Source organism: Streptomyces sp. CA-135486, assembly GCF_050936555.1.
Lineage (GTDB): Bacteria > Actinomycetota > Actinomycetes > Streptomycetales > Streptomycetaceae > Streptomyces.
The window spans coordinates 2,849,100-2,871,961 of sequence record NZ_JBNJMM010000002.1; the positions used below are offsets into that span (position 1 = coordinate 2,849,100).

The window sequence follows — 22,862 nt, forward strand, 5'->3', positions numbered from 1 at the left end:
GGGATCGAATCGGTCGAACGAGTGGGTGGCGCCGCGTCTGGCGGTATGTCTCATATGTACGTTTACGTCGTATACATACGATTTACCCTTACGCGCTTTAAGTCAAGGGGTGCCGGCCGCATACCCGGACGGATTGAACTGCTGGAAGCGCCATGCGTCGCGGCACATCGCGGCAAGATCCCTGGTCGGGCGCCAGCCCCACTCCCGCGCCGCCGCGCTCGCGTCGGCGACGAGTCCGGTCACATCGCCGGGCCGGCGGTCCACGACCTCGTACGGGATGGACCTGCCGCATGCCTCGCCGAACGCGTCCAGGAGCTCGAGGACCGAGGTGCCCGTTCCGCCGCCGAGGTTGAACACGCGCATCCCGCTCCGGTCGGCGAGATGCTCCAGTGCGCTCCGGTGCGCCTCGGCGAGGTCCATGACGTGGAGGTAGTCGCGGACCCCGGTGCCGTCCGTGGTGTCGTAGTCGCCGCCGAAGATCCTGAGGCGCCCCCGCCTTCCGGCGGCCACCCGGGCCAGCCGGGACATCAGATTGGCGGGCTCGCCGCGGGGGTCCTCGCCGAGCAGGCCGCTGGGATGCGCGCCGACCGGATTGAAATAGCGCAGCGCCAGCACGGTGAACTCCGGGCGGATCCGGCACACGTCGGCCAGCATCTGCTCGCAGACCCACTTCGATGCCGCGGCAGGGTTCGCCGGACGGGCCGGGTCGCTCTCCGCGTGCGGCGTGCTACCGGCCTCGCCGTAGATGGAGCAGGACGAGCAGAAGACCAGCTGGTGCACACCGTGTGCCTGCATGACGTTCAGCAGGGATGCGGTGGCGCCGACGTTCACGTCGTAGTACTCGATCGGTGCCCGCACGGATTCGTCGACGGACCTCTTTCCGGCCAGGTGCACCACGGTATCCACTGGGTGTTCGTGGAACACCGTCGACAGTGCCCGCCGGTCACGCAGATCGACTGCGTACACGCCGCCCAGTGCGCGGCCGGCGACTCGCTGAATACGCAGGCAGGCCAGGGGGGAGCTGGTGGAGTAGTTGTCGACCACGATGACCTCGTAGCCGTGGTCGAGGAGTTCGACGCAGGTGTGGCTGCCGATGAAACCGGCGCCGCCGGTGACCAGAACCGTTGAAGGGGCGGGCATGGGTTCTTCTCCTTGAGCGCGGTGGCGAAGGAGGTCTCCGCTGCCGGGCCAAGGACCGGCCGGGACCGGATGAGCGCCAGTATCCTTACGGAAAGAACTGATGTCATATATTTACGTAGTATGCATACACTTTCATCCCTTTTGCGCCTACGGTCAAGGGAGAGGCCGAGGCGGCTCGCTCCGGCGACTGGAGGCAGACATCGTGAAGACGGACAAGGGGCCCGAGCGGGGCCGGAAGGAGAACGGGCGGCGGTCCGGCGATCGCGGCCGTTACGGCAAGCTGAGCCGGGAGCGCGTGCTGGCCACTGCCCTGGAATTGGTCGACCGTGAGGGGCTTTCGGCGCTGAGCATGCGCAGGGTGGGATCCGAGCTCGGCGTGGAGGCCATGGCCCTGTACCGGTATGCCCCCAGCAAGGACGCCCTTCTGGACGGCCTGGTCGAGGCTCTCTTCATCGAACTGCAGGAATGCCTCGCCGTCCCTGCCGCCGCCCCTGCCACCGTCACCGTCACGGCCGCCGTCGGCGGCGGTGACGCTGCGGCCATTGCCATGGGTCCCTTCGCCGAGGGGCCCGAATGGCGCACCGAGCTGCACCGGATCGCCCAGGCGACCTACCAGGTCGCCCTGGCCCATCCGCAGGTGGTGCCCCTCCTGGCCACCCGCATGCTGGCGGTCCCGATGGCCCGTCGCCCGCTGGCGGTCCTCAAGGACCATGAGCGCGTGCTCATCCTGCTCGAACAGGCAGGCCTCGACGAGCGCAGGGCCTCGCTGGCCTTCCGTGCCTTCACCAGCTGGGTGCTCGGCTACATCTTCGTGGAGCTGCGAGCCATGGTGGACAACCCCGACGAGTCCGTCCCGGCGTTCCGGTTCGGACTGCACCGCATGCCGGTCCAGGAACTTCCCAGACTCCGGGAGACGGCCCCGGCTCTCGCCGAGCACGGCGGGCCGCAGGGGCTGGCCGCAGGTGTGGACGCACTGCTCGGTCGCTTCACGCAGGACGCCGCCTGACCAGTTGCCCGGCAAGAAGGACCGCTGGTCCTCAGCGCGTTGGGGCAGGGGGATCTGGCCGGTGACCGGGGAGGGGCCCGCCCTGCCGGGGCCTACCGGTGCGGTGGGTCGGGATCGGGCGCAGACTCGACACGACAGGACAACGGGATTCCCAGAAGGAGCGCACCATGCTCACCACCCGTTTTGTCACGGGCACCCCGAACTGGATCGACCTCGGCACGCCCGACATCGAGGCAGCGACCACCTTTTACGGCGGCCTGTTCGGCTGGACCTTTCAGTCCGCGGGCCCCGAAGCCGGTGGCTACGGCATGTTCCAGCTGGAGGGCAAGACGGTCGCGGGCGGCATGACGGTCACTCCCGAACAGGGCGCGCCGGGCTGGACCCTCTACTTCCAGTCGCCCGACGCCGACGCCACGGCCAAGGCGGTCGTACAGGGCGGCGGCGCGGTCGTCTTCGAACCCATGGACGTCTTCGAACTGGGCCGCATGGCGGTCTTCACCGACCCGGCGGGCGCGGCCTTCGCGACGTGGCAGCCGGGCCAGGTCAAGGGCCTGGACCTTGTGAACGACCCCCGCTCGCTGTGCTGGGCCGAGCTGTACGCCTCCGATCCCGGTGCGGCTCTTCGCTTCTACAGCGGTGTCTTCGGCTGGGAGACATCGACGATGCCGTTGCCGGACGGGACGGGCTCGTACACGATGGTGAACCCGGCGGGAGCGGGCGCGGAGACGATGTTCGGCGGAATCGTCCCGCTGGCCGCGGACCCGGTGGAGACGGAAGGGCCGTACTGGCTGCCGTACTTCGAGGTCGAGGACTGCGACGCAGCGGTGGCGAAGGCCGCGGAATTGGGCGGCAAGGTCAGAATGCCCCCCGTCGACATGGAGGGCGTGGGCCGCTTCGCCAAACTGGCGGACCCGGCGGGCGGGCGGTTCGCGGTGATGCAGGGGGTGCAGGCGGAGGAGTGATGCGGTTCGGGTCTGCCGGTCGGGGGTGGTGGGCGTGGGGACGTTGATGCTTCATTGACCCGGCGTTTATCGGCGCGGGGAAACGTGTGCCGCATGCCGATCAACACCATCACCGACCAAGAACTCTCCTGGCAGGAGACCGCGCTGTGCGCCCAGACGGGCCCGGAACTCTTCTTCCCGGCGCCGGGCTCGTCGACGCGGGAGGCGAAGCAGCTGTGCGGGGCATGCGAGGGGCGGGTGGCGTGCCTGGAGTATGCGCTGGACAACGACGAGAGATTTGGGGTGTGGGGCGGGCTGTCGGAGAAGGAGCGGTACCGGCTGAAGCGGGCGCAGGGCTGAAGCCGGGCGTCAGAACCAGTACCGCAGGTAGCGCCCGTCCTTTGCCAGTCCTGCGCTCTCGGCCAGCGCGTCGGCCGGCGGCAGTGGCGGGCGTTGCCCGTCTCGCATCGCCGTGGGCACGACCCTGACCGGGTAATGGCCCCCGACCGGGGACGCGACCCCACCGCCCTCCGGATCGCCGGCGAACCAGATGGTGTCCGGATGCGTATTGCGTTTGTGCTCCAGACTGCAGCGGTACGGGGTGCTGTGCAGAAGGACTTCCCGGCCTGGGGCGACGGTGACGGCCATGACGAAGTCCCGGCGCTGACCACGCGGTGGATAGCGGCACGGGTACGCGCGCCACGGATAGGTGCGTAGGATGCGCGCCGTTCGTGGCGTGTAGATCAGTGCCAGGGCAGCCATCAGCACGAGAACGGGTGCCGTCAACAGCATAGTGGCGAAGAGGGGGATGGCCCGGTCCGCAACGGGCAGTTCCTCGCCGCCCACGATGATTGTCCCCGACGCGACAACAAAACCGGCGAGCCACAGTTGACGCCTGCGCACGAGCCCGCGGTAGGCCGCCACGGTCGGGGGATGGCTGAAAGCGGTCTCGGCCGTCGGCACTGCTGGGGGCGGTGTCACCGGAGAACCTCCAGAACGCGGCTGTGACGCATCGGAGCCGCAGACTGCGGAGTGGGGTCGGTGAAGCTGACGGTCCGCCCGATGCCGAGCAGGATTTCCGTGTACTCGTCCGCCAGCTCGACTTCAGTCGTAGTGAGGTCGATGAGGACGACGCGCGAACCCGAGGGACGGGCAATGCCCAAACGTGCCTGGAACACGCCCGAACCGTCGGAGGGAGTCTCCGCATGCTTCTCGCGGACGTGATCGGGCGGCTCGGGCAGGAGGCAGGTCACGAGCGCAGCAGGCATGCCGCACGGCAGATCCACGAGATCGCGGCGCAGGACAGTCCCGAACGGGTGGGCGACGAGCTGAAGGCCGCATTGAGCTGCAGCCAGCACCCGTGTGGCGGCGTTGGTGGGCACGTCTGACAGCGAGAACACGGAGGTACAGACGCCTCGGCTGCCACCGGTATGGATGCCGAAGGCCAAGTGCATCATGCCCTGGTCGTACAAGTCGGCCAGCAGTTCCAGGAACACGCGTGCTCGCGGTGACCGCTCACCAGGCAATCTGGCGTCCTGGTGAAGGAATGCGAGGCCATCGCTCATTCGTGCCTCCAGTTCGTCCCATGCACCTGGTTCCAGGTCGATGAATCCTGGCGGTAGACGAAACCAGCAGGTCGACTGTGGCTCGATGGTGGGGGCGTGTGCCATGTCAGTTCTCCTATCGGGCGAGTTGAGCCCATGTCCGGGCCGCGGCGACCCCGGCTCCCGGGGCGTCTGACACTGCGAGACGCGAACCGTCCACCGTCGTCGCGGTGTTCTTGACGGTGTCGTTCTCGTTGGCCGGAGTGAGACCAACGGCCGACGTGACCACGGCCGAACCTGCTGCACCGGCCTGAATGGGCGTCTCACTCCTTGCACCCGCCCGTCGGACTGCCCAGTCCAGAACTGGTGTCGGTGCTTCGTTCGCCTCGCGCATGGCTGCCACGGAATCGGTCCCGAAGGCGCGGGCTCCGCTGCTGAGTGTCGCCGAGGCGCCATGCTCGGCGGCGATACCTGTCCGGGTGGCCGTAGCCAGGCCCTTGGCGCCCTGCGCGACAGCACCTACACCCGGCAACGCTCCCAGGGCATCGCCAGAAAGTGCGACGGCACTGGACCAGAACTGACTGTCGAGCTTGCCCGTTGTGAAACCCGCCTTCAGGGCGGCGCCGTGCTTCGGATCAGCTGCGTGCGACACAAGTGCCGCGAGGCTCAGTCCGGCAGCGGCGAACAGTAACGGCACCGCGACCGGGGCCGAGACAAAGATCGCGACGAGTCCGAGCGTGGCGGACAACAGGCTCAGGGAGTCGCCCAAGTTGTCGTCGATCCAGTTGATCGTCCTCCTCAGAGCGCCCGGTTCCGGCGGCGCCACCCGCTCCGTCGCCTCATTCAGCGCCCTCGCCACCCGCCCCGCCCCCACCCTGTGCGTCTCCTCCAGCTCTCGCGCCAGCCTCCGCACCGACTCCAGCGCCTCCCGCGCCTTCGTCACCGCCTCGCCCGCCGCCCTCAGCTCCGCCTCCGGCAGGTCCGGCGTCGAGCGGACGTTCTCCTGGTGGGACTCCGCCCTCGTGAGTGCCGCCGCGTCCAGCTTCGCCCTGGTGTCGTACCGTCTCGCCGTCGCCTGGTAGCCCACCAGGTCGTCGTGCCACACCCGCAGCTTCGACGCCGCCTCCGACACCGACCTGTGCGCGTTCTTCAGGTGCCGCGGCAGATCCCCGTCCAGCGCCCCGCGAAACGCGTCCGCCGCCTCGCCGCGCCAGTACGTGCTCTCGCCCAGCAGCTCGTCCACCAGGCGGTGCGCCGTGCCCAGTGCCGTCGCCGATGTGCTGAGCTTCTTCTGGAGCGCGGCGATCGCCGACGGGCTCCCCGGCGCCGGGTCCCAGCCCAGATGCGGGTACTCAGGCACGCCCCTCCACCGCCTGGAACGCCGCTTCGATCGCCTTGCTGACCTGCGCGTAGCCCTCGTGGCTCAGCTTCACGCCGTCGTGCACCGCCTGGATCCGCGCGCCCAGCTGCTCCGCGCCGTATGTCCAGCGCCGCTGGAAGCCGTCGCACGCCTCGTCCAGTTCCCGCGTGCCCACCTGGTCGGCCCGTACATGCTCCAGCGCCCGTCTCGCCTCCGTGAGCGACGTCAGCGAACGGTCCAGCGCACGCGAGAAGCTGCCCAACTGGTCGGTGTCCACCTGAAGATCACGATCCATAACGGACCACACTTGCAGATCATCGCCATACCTGGATAAACCGCGTCCCTCACACGGGTGAGCCCGGTGAGGCCGAGGCCGCCTCCCCGCCGCCTCCCGCTCGGCGCGCGGGCTGGCGGTCCGCTGGCTAGCGTGAAGACGGACCATTCATCGAGCAGGAGAGAGAGTCGTAGTCATGGCCGCACAACCTGAGGGCACACCGTGCTGGGCCGACGCGATGTTCAGCGATGTCGAGGGTGCCAAGAGCTTCTACGGTGACGTGCTGGGGTGGACCTTCGGCGAGGCGTCGTCGGAGTACGGCAACTACACACAGGCGTACTCGGGCGGCAAGGCCGTGGCCGCCGTCGTGCCGCCGATGCCCGGCCAGGAAGGGCCGTCCGCCTGGTGTCTGTACCTCGCGTCCCAGGATGTCGGGGCCGCCGCCGGGAAGATCCGTGACAACGGGGGCGAGGTGCTGATGGAGCCGATGCAGGTCGGCGACTTCGGTTCGATGCTGCTCGCCCGCGACCCCAGCGGTGTCGTCTTCGGCGTCTGGCAGGCAGGCACCCACGAAGGCTTCGAGAAGAAGAGCGAGCCCGGCGGGTTCTGCTGGGCCGAGATCTTCACCCGGGAGCCGGAGAAGTCGGACGCCTTCTGGCCCGCTGTGTTCCCCTACGGCGTGCAGCGGATGGATGACGACGCGGTCGACTACAAGCTCTTCAGCCTCGGCGGCGAGACGGTCCTGGGGCGAATGACGATGACGGAGGAGTTCCCGCCCGAGGTACCGCCGTACCTGAACGTCTACTTCGGCGTGGAGGACTGCGACGCGGCGGTGGCGAGGGCTACCGAACGCGGGGGAGTGCTGCGCTTCGGGCCGATGGACACCCCCTTCGGGCGGTTTGCCGCGCTGAGCGACCCGCAGGGTGCGGCGTTTTCCGTGATTGACCTCAAGACGACCCGGGGGAACGTGCCCAAGACGACCGACGCGTCCTGAGCCGTCGTACCGGACCCGACCCGGGCACCCCTCGTGCCCGGGTCGCGCCATCTGCGGGCGGCCTGTGTGTGCCGGTCGATCATGCAAGGTGGGGTATTCACTGCGGTTCGCCTCTCGTCAGCAGGCAGAATTCCCCGCATGGCCCACACCCCCCGCTACCAGGCGGACGTCCTCCTGGATGTGCTCGAACCCCTCCCGTATCCCCTGCGCATGCGCGAACTCGCCGCGCGGACACGGGAGATGGAGCGGGCGGAGCTGCGCCCGCTGCTCGCCGAGCTCGACGGGCGTGGCCCCTATGAGCGCGGGCTCGCCGTCGTCGCGGCCGCCGTGGGTGGGGATGCCGAGTGGATCGGCTCGCGGCTCGCGGACCCGCACTCCTTTGTCCGCGGCCAGGCCCTGAGGGTCGCCGCGAGCCTCGGTGTGCCCGACGACGCCTTCGTCGCCGCGCTCGACGACGCCCCCGCCGCAGTCCGCAAGCAGCTGCTGCGCGCGATGGTCCGCGGGCGCCGCTCCGCGCTCGCCGACCGGGTCGTCGACGGGATCCGGGAGACCTGGGGCGATGTGGAGGCGGCGCGCCTGCTGCCCGGGTGCAAGGCTGCGACCGCCGAACGGCTGCTGCCTGCCCTGTTCCATGCCGTACGCGGTTGGACCGGGCTCGCCGGCCGCCATCCCGGCACCCTTCTCGACGTGGCGGAGCGTGAGCTCTCCGCGCTGCCGGAGGCGCTGCGCGACGGCTGGTGGCAGCGGTACGCCATTGCCGTCGCGGCGGTTACGGACGCCGAACCCCTGCGTGTCCTCGACCTGTTGGAGCGCTATGGACCCGGGGCTCTGCCAGTCCCCCTGCGCCCGAAGACCGGGGTACTGGCCAAGGCCGACCCGGCCCGTGTCGTGCGGATGCTGCTCGCCCCCGAGGGGACCGCGATCCGCCGCAGCACCACGCTGCGCCCTGCTGTACTGCGACACCTCGCCCGGAACGCCCCCGAGGCCCTGCTCGTCGATCTCGGCACGGTCATGGCCGCCGACCACGACGAGTTCGCCCGGCTCATCGCCGCTCACCCGCCGGGCCGCCGCGGCGCCTTCTACGAGGCCGTGCTCGCCGGTCGCGGGCGCGAGGTCCAGGCTGTGAACGCCGAGCTTCTCGAGGTACTGCCGCGCAGCTACGTGGCCGGCGAGGCACGCCGGATGGCGGACTGTGCCACCGAGCGTGGAGCGGGCTGGAGTTCGGTGCTGCTCGCCGAGTCCTATCTGCCCGTCGCCCAGGCACGTGAGCAGCTGATCGCGGCCACGCACCGCGCGTCGGCGGAGGACCGCGCCGAGGCCTGGCCACTGCTGATCCGCAACGCCGGCCGCTCCGGCGAACCCGAAGCCGTCACCGCGGTACTGGAGGAGATGGCGCGACTGCGCAATGAACAGGACCCGGTGCGTTCGGCAGCGATACGTGCGCTCGCCGACACCCGGCCCGTGCTCTTCACCGACGAGGCGGAGCAGCATCTCGACCGCGTGGCCACCGACGCCGTGGCGGCCCGCGACTCGTCCCCGGACACGCGGCAGGCGCTGAGCCGCCTGGCGCTCGCCGTGCTGCGCGAACATGCCGCCGCCGGTCGACGGCAGTTGGTGAACTGGGCGCTGCGCACCCTCGTCCGCATATCGGGCAGCACCGGTGGCGCGGATCTCGGCCGACTGGACCGCACCCTGCGCCATGGCCAGGAGCACACGGTCTTCGACGCGCTGCACCCCTGGATCGAGGCGGGCGCGGAGAAGGCCGACTTCTCTCTCGCTTTCGCGCTCACCCGCGCCGTCGGCCGGCGCGCGGCGGGCATGCCCGAGCTGCAGGACCTGCTCTGGCAGGCCGTTCGGTACGGCAGCAACACCACCGCGCGGACAGCCGTCGGGCTCTGGCTCGAACCGTCCGCCGAACGCGACCGGCGGGTGGAGCTCCTTCTCAACCATGAGGCATCGGCTGCTGTACTGCCGGATGTCGTACGGGTGTTGACCTCGCGCCGCACCGACCTGCTCGACCTGCTCCTGAGCGAGTCCCCACCGTACGGGCGTTTCCTCACCAAGGGCACCCACTGGACCGTGCCGGTGGGTGCCGATGTCCATCGCTGGACCGCTTGCCAACAGCTTTCCGCAGCACGCCAGTTGGAGCGTGCGGTGCGCGACGCTTCGCTCCCTCTGTTATGCGAGGGCGTCCGCCCTCGCGGCCGCGGCGCGCATCCCCGCCCTGGGTGTCGAGACCGTGCGCCGCTGGACGGGGTCGTCCGACGTGGCGCTCTCGGAGGCGGCCCTCGCCGCACTGGCATGGACCGACCGGCCCGCCGATGCACTGCCCGAACTCCTCGCCCACGCGGGCGGCGACCGGGCACGCGTCGCCGTCTACGCCGCCACCCGCGCCTCCCGGTACGCGAAACCGTCAGAGCTCGGCGAACTGCTGGGCGGCGTACTGGCACCGGGCGCCGCCAAGGTGACCAGCCGCAAGGAGGCTGTACGGCTGGCCGCCACCCGGTTGCCGCTGCCGGAGGCGGCGGGGCTGCTGGCCGACGCGCACGCCAGGACGGACCAGCACCGCGATGTGCGGGCCGCGTGCGTGGCCTTCGCCGCCCCGCTGCTCCGCGACGAACGGACCTGGCAGCTGCTGAACGACGCGGCGTCCGGCGACACGGCGGCGCGCACCGCCGTGCTGAGGGTGGTGCCGATGGATCTCCCGGGGCCGGACAGGCCCCGCTACGCCCGCCTGGTGCGGGACGTGTGCGCCACCGGGGACAGGGAGCTCGCCACTCTCGCGTACGCGGCGCTCGCGCGCTGGGTGCCCTGGTCGCCGGACGCCTCCGCGGTCCTGGTGGCCGCGATCACCGAGCTGGCCGACCGGCAGTCCTGGTACGCCGCCGCCGACGGACTGGCCTCCGCCGCGGCCTCCGGGCCGGAGGCGGGCCGTGCCGTGGAGCGGGCGCTCCAGGTGTTGATCACGGCAGAGGAGCAGCCGGTCACCGCCGAAGAGCGGGAAACGGCCGACGCGGGCGCGGACCGGGACCGGCCCGCGCGCCGCCGGATCGAATACCTCGTGACGCGGCTCTCCCGGCAGACCGTGTCGCGGCCCCGCACGGTACGACCGGTGCTGACGGCCGCGGCCGAGCTGCTCGCCGGCCACGACGCCTTTGTGCCGCAGGCCGCGACGCTGCTGGTGGAATCCCTCGACCTGGAAGCGGCACCGGCGGCACTGTATGCCGCCTTCGCCCGGCTTGTCCGTCTGCACGAGGGCCGACCCGCCCTCGTCGTACGCACCACGGACGCGCTGGACAGGAGGCTCGGCGGCACCGACCGGCCCGGCGATCCCGGGACGCTGCTCGCCGCCGCCCGGCGGCTCACCGAGGCGGGCGGTCGCACGGAAGGTCTCCTCGCGGTGACGCTCACCTCGGCCGGCGGCGGGCGCACATCCTGGACCGGGCCGTGGCGGGCCCAGCTGCGGACGCTGCGCCGCCATGCCGACGCGGACGTGCGTGATGCGGCCCTGGGCAGCGTGACAGCGTACGAATAGCCGCTGCCGCTCGCTGCACGGGGTCACCGGGGTCGCCGGACGGTTCAGCCGCCGCCCCCGGGCCTGCGGGACGGATCAGCCCGCCGCCCGCGCCGCCATCCGCGCCTTGCGGGCCGCGAGCTTCTCGTCGAACTTGGACGCCTCGGAGTTCAGCCCGCCCATGTACAGACCGAGCTCCTCCTGCGCCTTCAGGCCCTCCGGGCCGAGCCCGTCTATTTCCAGCACCTTCAGGAAGCGCAGCACGGGCTGCAGCACATCGTCGTGGTGGATCCGCATGTTGTAGATCTCGCCGATCGCCATCTGCGCGGCCGCGCGCTCGAAGCCCGGCATGCCGTGTCCCGGCATCCGGAAGTTGACGACGACGTCCCGCACGGCCTGCATCGTCAGATCCGGGGCGATCTCGAAGGCCGCACCCAGCAGGTTCCGGTAGAAGACCATGTGCAGGTTCTCGTCGGTCGCGATCCGCGCCAGCATCCGGTCACAGACGGGGTCGCCCGACTGATGGCCGGTGTTGCGGTGCGAGACGCGGGTGGCGAGCTCCTGGAAGGCGACGTACGCCACCGAGTGCAGCATCGAGTGGCGGTTGTCGGACTCGAAGCCCTCCGCCATGTGCGCCATCCGGAACTGCTCCAGCTTGTCCGGGTCGACCGCGCGCGAGGTGAGCAGGTAGTCGCGCATCACGATGCCGTGCCGGCCCTCCTCCGCGGTCCAGCGGTGCACCCAGGTGCCCCAGGCGCCGTCGCGGCCAAAGAGCGAGGCGATCTCGTGGTGGTAGCTGGGGAGGTTGTCCTCGGTCAGCAGGTTCACCACCAGTGCGATCTTGCCGATGTCGGTGACCTTGGACTGCTCGGGCTCCCAGGCTTCGCCGTCCTCGAAGAGGCCGGGGAAGTTGCGGCCGTCGGTGAACGGGACGTACTCGTGCGGCATCCAGTCCTTGGCGACCTTGAGATGGCGGTTGAGTTCCTTCTCCACCACCTCCTCCAGCGCGAACAGCAGTCGGGCGTCGGTCCACGCTTCCGAACTGCCGAGGTGGGGAGAGGTGATCGTCACGGGTGCTCCAGGGGGACGGGAGAGTTACCTACGTATTCGTAGGTTACGAGACCGTAGGTTAAAGCCGCAGTAAGCCGTGGGCCAAGCCCGGATGTCTGATGTCCGGTTACGTTCCGTTATGCGTACAGGTCACGGAGGCGTACCGAGAGGCAGGTCACGCAGCCTTCGAGCTTCTCGAACTCGCTGATGTCCACCGGGACCGGCTCGTAGCCGAGATCCGTGAACAGTTCGGCCGTCTTCGGCGCACTCGCCGCCATCAGCAGTTTTCCGCCGCCGAGCAGCACCACATGGGAGCCGGACTCCTCCGGCACCGGGAGATGGCGGGGGAAGACGGACGGGGTGTCGACCAGCGGCGGGTAGCCGATGACGGTGGAGTCCGGCAGCGCGGTGACGGCCGACTTCAGATGCAGCACCTTCGTCACCGGCACGGCCACGACCCGGGCGCCCAGCGGCTCGAAGGCGGCGCGCAGCTGCTGCACGCCCGCGGCGTTCGTACGGCCGCCGCGGCCCACGTAGATCGTGTCGCCGACCTTGAGGACGTCGCCGCCGTCGAGGGTGCCCGGCTCCCACACCCAGTTCACCGAGCAGCCGAGCCGGGCCAGGGTCTCCTCCACGGCCGACGTCTCCGGCCTGCGGGACTCGGCCCCCGGCCGGGCGATCAGCGCGACATTGCGGTAGATCACGACCGTGTCCTCGATGAACACACCGTCCGGGCAGTCGTCGGCCGGCTCCGTCTCGACGGTCTCCCAGCCGTGCTCGCGCAGCGTCGTCGCATACGTCTCCCACTGCTCCAGGGCCAGCTCGGCGTCGACGGGGGAGCGCTCGATATGGGTGACAAGCCCCTCGGCAAGGCGCGGGCTGGGACGGCGGATCAGGGCTTTCTTGCTCGGCACGGGGCGTTCTCCAGGGGTGTCACGGGTCTGGTCGGCCCATCATGACCCGCCGCCCCGGGTCTCAGTCCAGCCCCGGGAGCCCCACAGATACTCCGCAGTAGCCGGTGTGACGCTCACGCCTTCGGCAGCTCGCCCTCCCGAACCTCGTCCGCCGTGATGTCACGCAGTTCGCCGTCCAGCAGCAGCCCGCGCGTGATGCCGATCGACTCCAGGAACGGCACATCGTGACTCGCCACGATCAGCGCTCCCTCGTACGACTCCAGCGCCGCGGTCAGCTTCCGCACACTCGCCATGTCCAGATTGTTGGTCGGCTCGTCGAGCATCAGCAGCTGCGGCGCCGGTTCGGCGAGCAGCAGCGCCGCGAGCGCCGCCCGGAACCGCTCACCGCCCGACAGGGTCCCGGCCGGCTGATCGGCCCGCGCGCCCCGGAAGAGGAAGCGGGCGAGCCGCGCCCTGATCCGGTTGTTGGTGGCATCGGGCGCGAACCGCGCCACGTTCTCGACGATGCTCAGTCCGTCGTCGAGCACATCGAGCCGCTGTGGAAGAAAGCGCAGCGGCACCTCGGCGACCGCCTCGCCCCCGACCGGCTGCAGTTCGCCGGTGATCGTCCGCAGCAGCGTCGTCTTGCCCGCGCCATTGCGTCCGACCAGCGCGATCCGCTCGGGGCCGCGCACCTCGAACTCTCCCTTCACCTCGGCTCCGTAGCGCAGTCGCAGCTCGCTCAGCCGCAGTACGCCCCGGCCCGGATGGACCTTGGTGAAGGGCAGCTCGATACGGATCTCGTCGTCGTCGCGGACCGCGTCCACGGCCTCGTCGAGGCGCTCCTTCGCCTCCGCGAGCTTCTCCGTGTGCATGATGCGGTGCTTGCCTGCCGAGACCTGGGCGGTGCGTTTGCGCATCTTCATGACGGCGCGCGGCTCCCGCTTGGTGTCGTACATCTTCTGGCCGTAGCGCACACGCTTGGCCAACTTCAGGTGGGCGTCGGCCAGTTCGCGCTTCTGGCGCTGTACGTTGGCCTCGGCGACGCGCACCAGCCGCTCGGCGGCGTCCTGCTCGACGGCGAGCGCCTCCTCGTACGCGGAGAAGTTGCCGCCGTACCACGTGACCTCCCCGTCCCGCAGATCGGCGATCTGGTCGACCAGTTCCAGCAGTTCACGGTCGTGGCTGACCACGACCAGCACTCCGGACCAGGCGGCGACCGCGTCGTACAGCCGCCGGCGCGCGTACAGATCCAGATTGTTCGTCGGCTCGTCCAGCAGCAGCACATCCGGCCGGGCCAGCAGCAGAGCCGCGAGCCGCAGCAGCACGCCCTCACCGCCCGACACCTCGCCGATGGTGCGGCCGAGTCCGATGTGGCCGAGCCCGAGCTGATCGAGGGTGGCACGGGCGCGCTCCTCGACGTCCCAGTCGTCGCCGACCGCCGCGAAGTGCTGCTCGCCGGGGTCGCCCGCCTCGATGGCATGCAGCGCGGCGCGGGTGGCCGCGATGCCGAGGACCTCGTCCACCCGCAGAGCGGTGTCGAGCACCAGGTTCTGCGGCAGAGCGCCGACCTCGCCCGCGATGCGGACCGCTCCGTCCGTCGGCGTGAGCTCGCCGGCGATCAGCTTCAACAGGGTTGACTTTCCAGAGCCGTTGAGGCCGATCAGCCCGGTACGGCCCGGGCCGACCGCCAGCTGGAAGTCGTCGAAGACACCGGTGCCGTCCGGCCAGGCGAACGAGAGTGAGGAGCAGGTGATGTGAGAAGGGGCAGTAGACATACGGGTCTCCCGGTTGCGTGCAAAGGGGTAGGGGCAACGGGTGGAGACACCGCTGATGCGCACGACGGCCGCCGGGAGGCACAGAAGGTCCCGGTGGGGGAGGACGGCTCAGAACGCCGAGGTCGCACGCGGCGCGCACAGCATGCTCAAGGAAGCTGTGACGCACGGTGTCTCAGGACCTCAGACGAGCAACGTCCTTCTCCAATCGACGACAACAGGACTGCTGTACACCGTACGAGCGGGCCTGGTCGCCGTCAACGAATTATCGTGAGCGCTGTGCCCAACGGATCGCTCTCGCTCGCCGCGCGGCTCTATCTCCTGTCCTGGGACACCGAGCGCATGACGGTCGTCGGCGCTGCCCACCTCGCCCTTCTCGTACGGGCCGGGGCACTCGCCGAGCTCGCGCAGCGCGGCATGCTCACGGAGGACGACGGGGCGGTGCGGCCCATCGGCGACAATCGCACCGGTGACCTGCCGCTCGACAAACTTCTTGAGCTGATCGAGGAGTCCAGGCCCCGCCGGTGGCAGCGCTGGCTGACGTTCCACTCCGCCTACACCCTCGACGCCGTCCGCACCCAGCTCACCGCGGCGGGCTATCTGCGCAAGCGGCGCAGGCGGGTACTCGGCATTTTCCCGTCCGCGCACTACGAACTCGACCGCGTCGATGTCGTGAAGTCGATGCGCGAGGACGCACGGACCGTGCTCGCCGGCCCGGCGGCGGTGGCCGAGATCTCGGACCAGGACGCGGCCCTTGTCGCGCTCGCGGCCGCGGCGGAACTGCGCACGCTCGCCAACAGCAGGGAGCGTGCGCTGCACAAGGCCCGCATCGCGGCACTGGCGGAACGCAGCGGCGCGGCCGCGCCCGCCCTGAAGACGATCATCCGGGAGATGCGGGCCGCGATGATCCTCGAGGCGACGCCGGCGACCGCCACCGGGGCCACGGGCGGCAGTTGACGCGGCGCCCGACGGCACGTGACGCCGATGGCGCCGCTGGCCGGGGTGTGTCAGCAGGCGTCGCGCAGCAGCTCGGCCAGGTTGTGGTCGAGATCCAGGTAGAGGTGCTCCCGCCCGCTGGGGACCATGCCCTGGACCCGCTTGAGGAAGCGGCGCAGCTCGCTGGTGCGGACATGCACCATCGCGACGCCCTCCGGGGCATGGAACTCCACCACCGTACGGTCGAAGCCGAACGGCCTGACGCGTACGTCGCCGACGCCGGCCGGAGCGTCGATGCCCGCCGCGAGCAGCTCACGCGAGAACGCCCAGGACACCTCGTTGCCCTCCAGCGTCGCCGGGGGCGGGAAGGCCATGCGTACGGCGAAGGGATCATCGCGGTCGTACCGCAGTGTCGCCGCGACGGACTCCATCTGGGGCGCCGAAGCGACCAGCCGGGCCTGCACGGCGTACTCGATGACGGTGGACAAGGCCTGCTCCTTCATGCGCGGCTCGCTGATGGCTCCCTTACATCGGGAGAGACGTCGGATTGACTCAATCCGTGCATCGGGTGAGCGAGTGACCTGCGTCACTGTCCGGCGCACCCTGGACGGGATATGGCCCGTGGGCTAGCTTCCAGCGCCATGACGTCCAAGGGGAAGACGAGACGAATGGTGTCGGTGGGGCTGTGCGCTGCGGCGGTGGCCGCGGTGCTGGCCGCACCGGCACAGGCAGCCCAGCAGGCGAGCGGCGACGCGGCGGGCGGGGACGCGGCAGGCTCGAAGGGGCCGAGCTGGAACCTCAAGAACACGGGCGCAGACGTACGGTTCCGAGGCCTCGCGGCCGTCAGCCGCACGGCCGCCTGGGTCGCGGGCTCCAAGGGAACGGTGCTGCGCACGGCGGACGGCGGCCGCAGCTGGCGGAACGTCTCCCCGCCCGGAGCGGGCGAGCTGGAGTTCCGTGACGTCGAGGCGTTCGACAGCCGGCGCGCGGTGGTGCTGGCCATCGGAGAGGGCGAGGCGTCCCGCGTCTTGCGCACCGACGACGGGGGAGCGAGCTGGACCGAGTCCTTCCGCAACACCGACCCGAAAGCCTTCTACGACTGCATCACCTTCTTCGACAGCCGCCACGGACTCGCGATGAGCGACCCGGTGGACGGCACGTACCGCATCCTGTCGACCGGCGACGGCGGGAAGTCGTGGAAGGTGCTGCCGAACGCCGGGATGCCCGCGGCGCTGCCGGGCGAGGCGGCCTTCGCCGCCGGCGGCCAGTGCCTGGTCAGCTCCGGTCCGAAGGACGTCTGGCTGGCCACCGGCGGCGGCGCCACGGCCCGGGTGCTGCACTCCGCGGACCGGGGTCTGAACTGGACCGTCGCCGATTCGACGATTCCGGCAGGGGATCCGGCACGCGGGGTCTTCGCGCTCGCCTTCCGCGACCGTGCCCACGGTATCGCCGTCGGCGGTGACTACCGCGGCGACCAGGTGTCCCCGCTCGCCGGAGCGGTCAGCTCGGACGGCGGTCGGAGCTGGCAGCAGTCGAAGACGCCGCCGCCCGCCTACCGTTCCGGCGTGGCCTGGCTGCCGCACAGCAGGTCCGGTGCGCTGGCCGTCGGCCCGACCGGAACCGATCTGACGCTGGACGGCGGGCGCAGCTGGCGCACCGTCGACACCGGTTCGTTCGACACGGTCGACTGCACGCCCGACTTCGGGTGCTGGGCCTCGGGCGAGAAGGGCCGCGTCGCGCGGCTGGAGTTCTGAGCTGCTTCTCGGGATCGTTCTACGAGGGCAACTGCTGGCGGTACGCGGCGAGTGCGGGCGCGGTCTTGGTCGCGATGAACTCCATGATCCGGTACTCGCACACGCCGCCGACCGTGAAGGGGTCGGCCGCCGCGATCTTCTCGATCGTCGCGCGGTCGTCCCCGACGGCCAGGATCACCCCGCCGTCACGCGGGTTCTTCCGCCCCGAGGCGATGAACACACCCTCCTCGTACAGCGCGTCCAGCCAGGCCACATGGGCATCGAGGAGCTCGTCCACGCGCTCGACGGGCGCGGTGTAGGTCAATTCCAGTACGAACATGATCGCCAGGCTACGCCGGCACGTCCGGGACATAGGGTGGGCGTCACCATGAAGATCATCGACATGCCCGCGGACTGGCCCGCCGACGAGGCCGCCGCCCTGGCCGTCCAGGACGAACTCCGCACGCATGTCATCCTCGACGAGCCGGGGCCGCCGCCCGCCACCGGTCTGGTGACCGGCGTCGATGTGGCGTACGACGACGAGCGCGACATGGTCGCCGCGGCGGCCGTCGTCCTGGATGCCGCGACGCTCACCGTCGTCGAGGAGGCCACCGCGGTCGGCCGGGTCGCCTTCCCCTACGTACCGGGGCTGCTGGCCTTCCGGGAGATCCCGACCGTGCTCGCCGCCCTGGAATCCCTCGCCACGGACCCCGGTCTCGTCGTCTGCGACGGCTACGGCCGGGCGCACCCGCGACGCTTCGGGCTCGCCAGCCATCTCGGCGTCCTCACCGGACTACCGGTGATCGGCGTCGCCAAGAATCCCTTCGTCTTCAGGTACGGCGAACTCGGCCCGCGCCGGGGCGACTTCGCCGCGCTGCGCGCCGACGACGGCGAAGAGGTCGGCCGAGCGGTGCGCACCCAGGACGGCGTCAAGCCCGTCTTTGTCTCGGTCGGCCACCGCACGACCCTCGACAACGCCTGCGCGCACACCCTCCACCTCGCCTCCCGCTACCGGCTCCCCGAAACCACCCGCCTCGCCGACCGGCTCTGCCGACGCGCACTCGAGAGGGCCCGTACCTGATCGTGCCTTCGCCGAGGCGCCATGCCGTCATGCCCGGGGCTTCGCGCGGACGTGCATGCGCTCCCCCTGTCTCCCGAAGAGGCTGAGGATCTCGACGGGCCGCCCGTCCGCGCTGCTGAACCAGTGGGGCAGCCGGGTGTCGAACTCGGCGGCCTCGCCGGGGCCGAGGACCAGATCGTGCTCGGCGAGGACGAGCCGCAGCCGGCCGTCCAGCACATACAGCCACTCGTAGCCCTCATGCGTACGGAGTTCCGGCTCGGCACCCCGGTCAGGGATGATCATCTTGTACGCCTGAAGGGGGCCCGGGCTCCGGGTCAGGGGCACGAACGTACCGCCGCTCGGCATGGTGCGGGGTGTCAGCCGTACCCGGGGATCTCCCACTTCGGGGGCGCCGACCAGGTCGTCCAGGGGCACGTGGTACGCGTCGGCGAGAGGCAGCAGCAGTTCCAGGCTCGGGCGGCGCTGTCCGGACTCCAGCCGGGAAAGGGTGCTCTTGGAGATGCCGGTCGCCTCGGAGAGCGCGGCCAGGGTGAGGCCGCGCTTGGCACGCAGCCGTTTGAGCCGGGGAGCGACCTCGTCGAGGACCGCTTGGTAGGGCGGTGGGTTGTCCATGCGGGCATTCCATCCCGCTGTCCCGGAATTGGCAACAGGAGTTGCCGTCGCCACCCGGCGGGTGCACGCTCCTCGGCATGCGCCAACACAGCGAATCCGGACACGGACACCACCACACCGACATCGACTGGGAGGTCATGGCCGCCCAGCTGGAGAACAGCGGCGAACTGCAACTCCCGGTCCTCCGCCGGACGGCGGCCCACCTGAGGGAGCTGCTCGACCCGGCGAAGGAGGTCCGGCGCGTCCTCGACATCGGCAGCGGGCCGGGCGTGATGACCTGCGTGTTCGCCGAGGCCTTCGCGGACGCCGAGGTGGTCGCCGTGGACGGCACGCCCGGGCTGCTGGACCGCGCCCTGGCTCGCGCCGAGCGGCTCGGCCTGGCCGGCAGGGTGGCCGTCCGGCACGCGGAGCTGCCCGAGGGCCTGGACGGCGGCGACGAGCACGGGGAAGACGGCGTCGGCACGGCGGATCTGGTCTGGAGCAGCAGGGCCGTGCACCACCTCGGTGATCAGCAGGGCGCGTTGAACGCGCTCGCCGGTGTGCTGAGGCCCGGCGGGCTCCTCGCCGTGGCGGAGGGCGGCCTGCCGATGCGCTTCCTCCCACGCGACATCGGCATCGGCAGGCCTGGCCTCCAGGCCCGGCTCGACGCCGTCCAGGAGCACTGGTTCGAGATCATGCGAGCCGATCTGCCCGGCAGCACGACCGTGGTCGAGGACTGGCCCGCGATGCTCAGCCGCGCCGGGCTCACCCGTGTCGGCAGCTTCACTTCCCTCCTCGATCTGCCGGCGCCGCTGGGCGAGACGGCCCGCGCCTTCCTGTACACCCATCTGACCTGGCTGCGGGAGACGGTGAGCGAGTCCCTGGACATGGAGGACCGCAAGACGCTCGACGTGCTGCTCGACCCCGGGGCACCGGAGGGCATCCTGCGGCGGCCCGACGCCTTCCTCCTCTCGGCCACCACGGTCTTCAAGGGCTTGCGCTCGGCTCGCTGACGCGCCGGACACGGGGTCAGCGCCGCACGAGCCGGAACACCAGAGAAACGGAGTTCATGTTGCAGCCAGTCAGTGTGGGAGAGGATGAGGAAGCAGTCAGAAGTGCGAGGCGGGCGCCTTCGGTCCGGTGGGCGCTCGCCGGCCTGTCGCTGTCCATGCTGCTGTCCTCGCTCGGCACCAGCATCGCCAATGTCGGCCTGCCGACGTTGGCACAGGCGTTCACCGCCTCTTTCCAGGAAGTCCAGTGGATCGTCCTCGCTTATCTCCTCGCCATCACCACCCTGATCGTCAGCGTCGGACGGCTCGGTGACATCACCGGCCGCCGAAGGCTGCTCCTGGCCGGAATCTTCCTGTTCACGGTGGCCTCGGTCCTGTGCGGCGTCGCGCCCACGCTCTGGCTGCTGATTGCCGCCCGAGCGGCGCAGGGCATCGGAGCGGCCATCATGATGGCCCTCACCATGGCGTTTGTCGGTGAGACGGTTCCCAAGGCAAAGACCGGCAGCGCTATGGGGCTGCTCGGAACGATGTCCGCGATGGGCACCGCTCTCGGTCCATCGCTGGGCGGTGCTCTGATCTCCGGACCCGGCTGGCGGGCAATATTCCTCGTCAACGCACCGCTGGGTATCCTGACCTTCCTTCTCGCGCACCGCTGTCTGCCGGTTGACTGGCGGGAGCCGAAGGCTGACCGGGCCGGCTTCGATCATGTGGGCACACTGCTGCTCGCTCTGACGCTCGCGGCTTACGCACTCGCCATGACGATGGGGCGCGGCAGTTTCGGTTCGCTCAACATCGCTCTGCTGCTGGCGGCTGCCTTCGGAGTCGGCCTTTTCGTGCGCGCCGAGGCGGGAGCAGCATCACCTCTGCTCCGACTTGCGATGTTCCGCGATCCGGGGCTGAGTGCGAGCCTCGCCATGAGCGCGCTGGTCTCGACGGTGATGATGGCCACGCTGGTGGTCGGGCCGTTCTATCTCTCCCGTACGCTCGGGCTGGATGAGGCTCTTGTTGGACTCGCCTTGTCGGTCGGCCCACTTGTCACTGCGCTCACCGGTGTGCCGGCCGGTCGTATTGCGGACCGTTTTGGCACACAACGCATGACCGTCGTCGGGCTCATCGCGATGGCGGCCGGTTCCTGCGTTCTGTCCATGACGTCGGCGACGCTGGGCATCGCCGGCTACATCGCCCCCATCGTCGTCATGACCGTCGGCTATGCGGTGTTCCAGACGGCCAACAACACCGCCGTCATGACAGATGTCTGGCCGGATCAGCGGGGCGTCATTTCCGGCACGCTCAACCTGTCGCGCAATCTCGGGCTCATCACCGGTGCGTCCGTCATGGGCGCTGTGTTCGCGCTCGCATCGGCGACGACCGACGTCGCAACGGCGCGTCCCGAGGCCGTTGCCACCGGTATGCGGATCACGTTCGCCGTCGCGGCGGTTCTGATCGTCGTCGCGCTCACCATCGCGGTGGGAAGCCGTGCTCTCTCGCGGTACATGTCGGGTGAACCCCGGTGAACCTGTGCGGTCAGAGCACGAGGAACCGGGTACTCAGGCACGGGCACTCACGTACCGGTACCTAGGTACCCGTGCCCGGGAACTGAGTATCTGAGCGGATGTCAGAAACCGGCCGTGATCGGCATGCTCCTGCGCATGACGACTCATGCGACGAACAGCGCCGCCGAATCCACCACCCGCCCCGTTGAGCGCACCGTGACGATCGTGCTCATTCTGTCCGCGCTGGCGGGCTTCGCCTGGGTGGGTTCGATGGTCTTCTCCGCGCTGCGGGGCTGACTCCCGCCGCGGCCGGCTCCCGGTCTCAGCGCTTGGCCGCCACCCGGAATCGGATCCCGGCCGCCCGAAGCCGCGCCAGCAGCGCATCCCCCATCGCCACCGCCGTAGTGACCTGCCCCGAGGTGTCGGGCAGTTGGTCGAAGGCCAGGGACAGCGCCGACTCCGCGAACATCTTCGCCGTCTCGTCGTAGCCCGGATCGCCGCCCGACACCTCCGTGAACACCGTGCGGCCACCCCCCTCGCCCACAAAACGGACCGAGAACCAGCTCTTCGCCCGGCGCCGCTCGTCCGGACCCTCACCCGGCTTGATCCGGTCCGACAACCAGCGCCGCGCAGGCGGCAGTTGGGCCAGACCAAAGAGCGCACCCATCGCCGCCACACCGCCCGCCGCCATCGGCAGCGTCTCCACCGCCGCATAGTGCCGGTAGCGGAAGTCCGGACCGTACCGGGGCAGCGCACGCGCCGAGCGCGCCACGATCTGCGGGTCGACCGTCGGCAGCGGCAGCGCCCAGGTCCCGGTCTCGCGGCTGAACCGCGGCCCGCCGAGCGGAGCCCGCGCCCGCCGTCCCACCAGCCGCGGCTCGTGCAGCCGCCGCTCGTGCGCCGCCTTCAGCATCTGCCGGCCGCGGCCCATCGCGGTGAGCGCGGAGGCGAACGTCCCGCCGGAGAAAGTCGCGTTGGAGCGCACGAACCCGTCGACGCGCAGCGGCACGTCTTTGGGCAGCTGCTGGACGGTGAAGTACGCACCCAGGTCGTGTGGAATGGAGTCGAAGCCGCAGGCATGGACGAGCCGCGCCCGGGTCTCCCGGGCCCGCGCGTCATGCCGTACGTACATCAGATCCACGAACTCGGGCTCGCCGGTCAGGTCGAGATAGTCGGTGCCGGCTTCCGCGCAGGCGGCGACCAGCGGCTCGCCGTACCAGACGTAGGGGCCGACCGTGGTGGCCACCACACGGGCGGACTCGGCCAGGCGGCGCAGCGACTCGGGGTCGTCCGCGTCCGCCTCGATCAGCGGGAGCTCCGCGCAGTGGGGATGCCCGGCGGCGAGGTGCTCGCGCAGTCGTTCCAGCTTCTGGGGGCTGCGGCCCGCGATGGCCCAGCGGCATCCCTCGGGGGCGTGCGCCGCCAGGTACTCCGCGGTGAGCGCGCCGACGAATCCGCTCGCTCCGAAGAGCACGATGTCGTACGGGCGCTGTGCGCGATCCGTCCCATTCTGCCTGTTCAATGGCC

24 protein-coding genes are annotated in these 22,862 nt (G+C 70.3%); 11 read left to right on the forward strand and 13 right to left on the reverse strand.

Features of this window, described 5'->3' with window-relative positions; all coding sequences use genetic code 11:
- Window positions 1–102: 102 nt before the first annotated feature.
- Window positions 103–1,140: a UDP-glucose 4-epimerase GalE gene (gene galE / locus ACQEVG_RS32400; protein ID WP_432990425.1), complete on the reverse strand. Its 1,038-nt coding sequence runs from the start codon at window positions 1,138–1,140 to the stop codon at window positions 103–105.
- Window positions 1,141–1,342: 202 nt separating this feature from the next.
- On the opposite strand from galE, the gene ACQEVG_RS32405 reads away from it, so the two are divergent.
- The 3 genes from ACQEVG_RS32405 (at window position 1,343) to ACQEVG_RS32415 (ending at window position 3,447) form a co-directional block, all read left to right on the forward strand.
- A complete protein-coding gene (locus ACQEVG_RS32405) occupies window positions 1,343–2,146 on the forward strand; it encodes a TetR/AcrR family transcriptional regulator (protein ID WP_432990427.1) in 804 nt (267 codons plus the stop codon).
- A 167-nt stretch (window positions 2,147–2,313) separates the two neighbouring features.
- A complete protein-coding gene (locus tag ACQEVG_RS32410) occupies window positions 2,314–3,108 on the forward strand; it encodes a VOC family protein (RefSeq protein ID WP_432990429.1) in 795 nt (264 codons plus the stop codon).
- Window positions 3,109–3,201: 93 nt separating this feature from the next.
- Complete coding sequence (locus ACQEVG_RS32415) at window positions 3,202–3,447, forward strand: WhiB family transcriptional regulator (protein WP_432990431.1); 246 nt, start codon at window positions 3,202–3,204, stop codon at window positions 3,445–3,447.
- A 9-nt stretch (window positions 3,448–3,456) separates the two neighbouring features.
- Here ACQEVG_RS32415 and ACQEVG_RS32420 read toward each other — a convergent pair whose 3' ends face one another.
- Genes ACQEVG_RS32420 through ACQEVG_RS32435 form a run of 4 tightly spaced genes read right to left on the reverse strand, consistent with a single transcriptional unit; the run spans window position 3,457 to window position 6,286 of the window.
- Window positions 3,457–4,068: a hypothetical protein gene (locus ACQEVG_RS32420; protein WP_432990433.1), complete on the reverse strand. Its 612-nt coding sequence runs from the start codon at window positions 4,066–4,068 to the stop codon at window positions 3,457–3,459.
- Entirely contained in the window at window positions 4,065–4,757 is a 693-nt protein-coding gene (locus ACQEVG_RS32425) for a hypothetical protein (RefSeq protein ID WP_432990435.1), read from the reverse strand. The genes ACQEVG_RS32420 and ACQEVG_RS32425 overlap by 4 nt, the downstream gene beginning before the upstream one ends.
- Window positions 4,758–4,767: 10 nt before the next feature.
- On the reverse strand, window positions 4,768–5,991 hold the full coding sequence (locus tag ACQEVG_RS32430) for a hypothetical protein (protein WP_432990437.1): 1,224 nt from the start codon (window positions 5,989–5,991) through the stop codon (window positions 4,768–4,770).
- The gene (locus ACQEVG_RS32435; RefSeq protein WP_432990439.1) at window positions 5,984–6,286 is read right to left on the reverse strand and encodes a hypothetical protein; all 303 of its coding nucleotides are present in this window, start codon (window positions 6,284–6,286) and stop codon (window positions 5,984–5,986) included. Before ACQEVG_RS32435 ends, ACQEVG_RS32430 begins: the two co-directional genes overlap by 8 nt.
- Window positions 6,287–6,461: 175 nt before the next feature.
- On the opposite strand from ACQEVG_RS32435, the gene ACQEVG_RS32440 reads away from it, so the two are divergent.
- Complete coding sequence (locus ACQEVG_RS32440) at window positions 6,462–7,259, forward strand: VOC family protein (RefSeq protein WP_432990441.1); 798 nt, start codon at window positions 6,462–6,464, stop codon at window positions 7,257–7,259.
- Window positions 7,260–7,376: 117 nt separating this feature from the next.
- Here the strand turns inward: ACQEVG_RS32440 and ACQEVG_RS32445 are convergent, their stop codons facing one another.
- Window positions 7,377–9,209, reverse strand: coding sequence for a hypothetical protein (locus tag ACQEVG_RS32445; protein WP_432990443.1), 1,833 nt, complete (start codon window positions 9,207–9,209; stop codon window positions 7,377–7,379).
- A 145-nt stretch (window positions 9,210–9,354) separates the two neighbouring features.
- Here ACQEVG_RS32445 and ACQEVG_RS32450 point away from each other — a divergent pair, with 145 nt between their 5' ends.
- Complete coding sequence (locus tag ACQEVG_RS32450; RefSeq protein WP_432990445.1) at window positions 9,355–10,794, forward strand: hypothetical protein; 1,440 nt, start codon at window positions 9,355–9,357, stop codon at window positions 10,792–10,794.
- 75 nt (window positions 10,795–10,869) lie between these two features.
- Here ACQEVG_RS32450 and ACQEVG_RS32455 read toward each other — a convergent pair whose 3' ends face one another.
- From ACQEVG_RS32455 to ACQEVG_RS32465, 3 genes are all read right to left on the reverse strand, one after another.
- A complete protein-coding gene (locus tag ACQEVG_RS32455; RefSeq protein ID WP_432990447.1) occupies window positions 10,870–11,844 on the reverse strand; it encodes an acyl-ACP desaturase in 975 nt (324 codons plus the stop codon).
- A 116-nt stretch (window positions 11,845–11,960) separates the two neighbouring features.
- Window positions 11,961–12,737: a dimethylargininase gene (gene ddaH / locus ACQEVG_RS32460; protein ID WP_432990449.1), complete on the reverse strand. Its 777-nt coding sequence runs from the start codon at window positions 12,735–12,737 to the stop codon at window positions 11,961–11,963.
- A gap of 113 nt (window positions 12,738–12,850) precedes the next feature.
- The gene (locus ACQEVG_RS32465) at window positions 12,851–14,494 is read right to left on the reverse strand and encodes an ABC-F family ATP-binding cassette domain-containing protein (protein WP_432990451.1); all 1,644 of its coding nucleotides are present in this window, start codon (window positions 14,492–14,494) and stop codon (window positions 12,851–12,853) included.
- A 267-nt stretch (window positions 14,495–14,761) separates the two neighbouring features.
- Between ACQEVG_RS32465 and ACQEVG_RS32470 the strand changes: the two genes are divergently transcribed.
- Window positions 14,762–15,448, forward strand: coding sequence for a GOLPH3/VPS74 family protein (locus tag ACQEVG_RS32470; protein WP_432990453.1), 687 nt, complete (start codon window positions 14,762–14,764; stop codon window positions 15,446–15,448).
- A gap of 50 nt (window positions 15,449–15,498) precedes the next feature.
- Here the strand turns inward: ACQEVG_RS32470 and ACQEVG_RS32475 are convergent, their stop codons facing one another.
- On the reverse strand, window positions 15,499–15,915 hold the full coding sequence (locus ACQEVG_RS32475; RefSeq protein WP_432990455.1) for an SsgA family sporulation/cell division regulator: 417 nt from the start codon (window positions 15,913–15,915) through the stop codon (window positions 15,499–15,501).
- Window positions 15,916–16,068: 153 nt separating this feature from the next.
- Between ACQEVG_RS32475 and ACQEVG_RS32480 the strand changes: the two genes are divergently transcribed.
- On the forward strand, window positions 16,069–17,181 hold the full coding sequence (locus ACQEVG_RS32480) for a WD40/YVTN/BNR-like repeat-containing protein (RefSeq protein WP_432990457.1): 1,113 nt from the start codon (window positions 16,069–16,071) through the stop codon (window positions 17,179–17,181).
- 19 nt (window positions 17,182–17,200) lie between these two features.
- Here the strand turns inward: ACQEVG_RS32480 and ACQEVG_RS32485 are convergent, their stop codons facing one another.
- A complete protein-coding gene (locus tag ACQEVG_RS32485) occupies window positions 17,201–17,500 on the reverse strand; it encodes a YciI family protein (protein ID WP_432990459.1) in 300 nt (99 codons plus the stop codon).
- Between the two features lie 48 nt (window positions 17,501–17,548).
- Between ACQEVG_RS32485 and ACQEVG_RS32490 the strand changes: the two genes are divergently transcribed.
- Complete coding sequence (locus ACQEVG_RS32490; protein WP_432990461.1) at window positions 17,549–18,241, forward strand: endonuclease V; 693 nt, start codon at window positions 17,549–17,551, stop codon at window positions 18,239–18,241.
- Between the two features lie 27 nt (window positions 18,242–18,268).
- Here ACQEVG_RS32490 and ACQEVG_RS32495 read toward each other — a convergent pair whose 3' ends face one another.
- Window positions 18,269–18,853 carry a helix-turn-helix domain-containing protein gene (locus ACQEVG_RS32495; protein ID WP_432990463.1) on the reverse strand — a complete coding sequence of 195 codons (585 nt, stop codon included), beginning with the start codon at window positions 18,851–18,853 and terminating at the stop codon, window positions 18,269–18,271.
- 77 nt (window positions 18,854–18,930) lie between these two features.
- On the opposite strand from ACQEVG_RS32495, the gene ACQEVG_RS32500 reads away from it, so the two are divergent.
- From ACQEVG_RS32500 to mmpA, 3 genes are all read left to right on the forward strand, one after another.
- On the forward strand, window positions 18,931–19,845 hold the full coding sequence (locus ACQEVG_RS32500; RefSeq protein ID WP_432990465.1) for a class I SAM-dependent methyltransferase: 915 nt from the start codon (window positions 18,931–18,933) through the stop codon (window positions 19,843–19,845).
- A 56-nt stretch (window positions 19,846–19,901) separates the two neighbouring features.
- The gene (locus ACQEVG_RS32505; protein ID WP_432990467.1) at window positions 19,902–21,356 is read left to right on the forward strand and encodes an MFS transporter; all 1,455 of its coding nucleotides are present in this window, start codon (window positions 19,902–19,904) and stop codon (window positions 21,354–21,356) included.
- A 135-nt stretch (window positions 21,357–21,491) separates the two neighbouring features.
- Window positions 21,492–21,632, forward strand: coding sequence for a morphogenic membrane protein MmpA (mmpA, locus tag ACQEVG_RS32510; protein ID WP_432990469.1), 141 nt, complete (start codon window positions 21,492–21,494; stop codon window positions 21,630–21,632).
- Window positions 21,633–21,657: 25 nt separating this feature from the next.
- Here the strand turns inward: mmpA and ACQEVG_RS32515 are convergent, their stop codons facing one another.
- Window positions 21,658–22,857, reverse strand: coding sequence for a saccharopine dehydrogenase family protein (locus ACQEVG_RS32515; RefSeq protein ID WP_432990471.1), 1,200 nt, complete (start codon window positions 22,855–22,857; stop codon window positions 21,658–21,660).
- Between the last annotated feature and the right edge of the window lie 5 nt (window positions 22,858–22,862).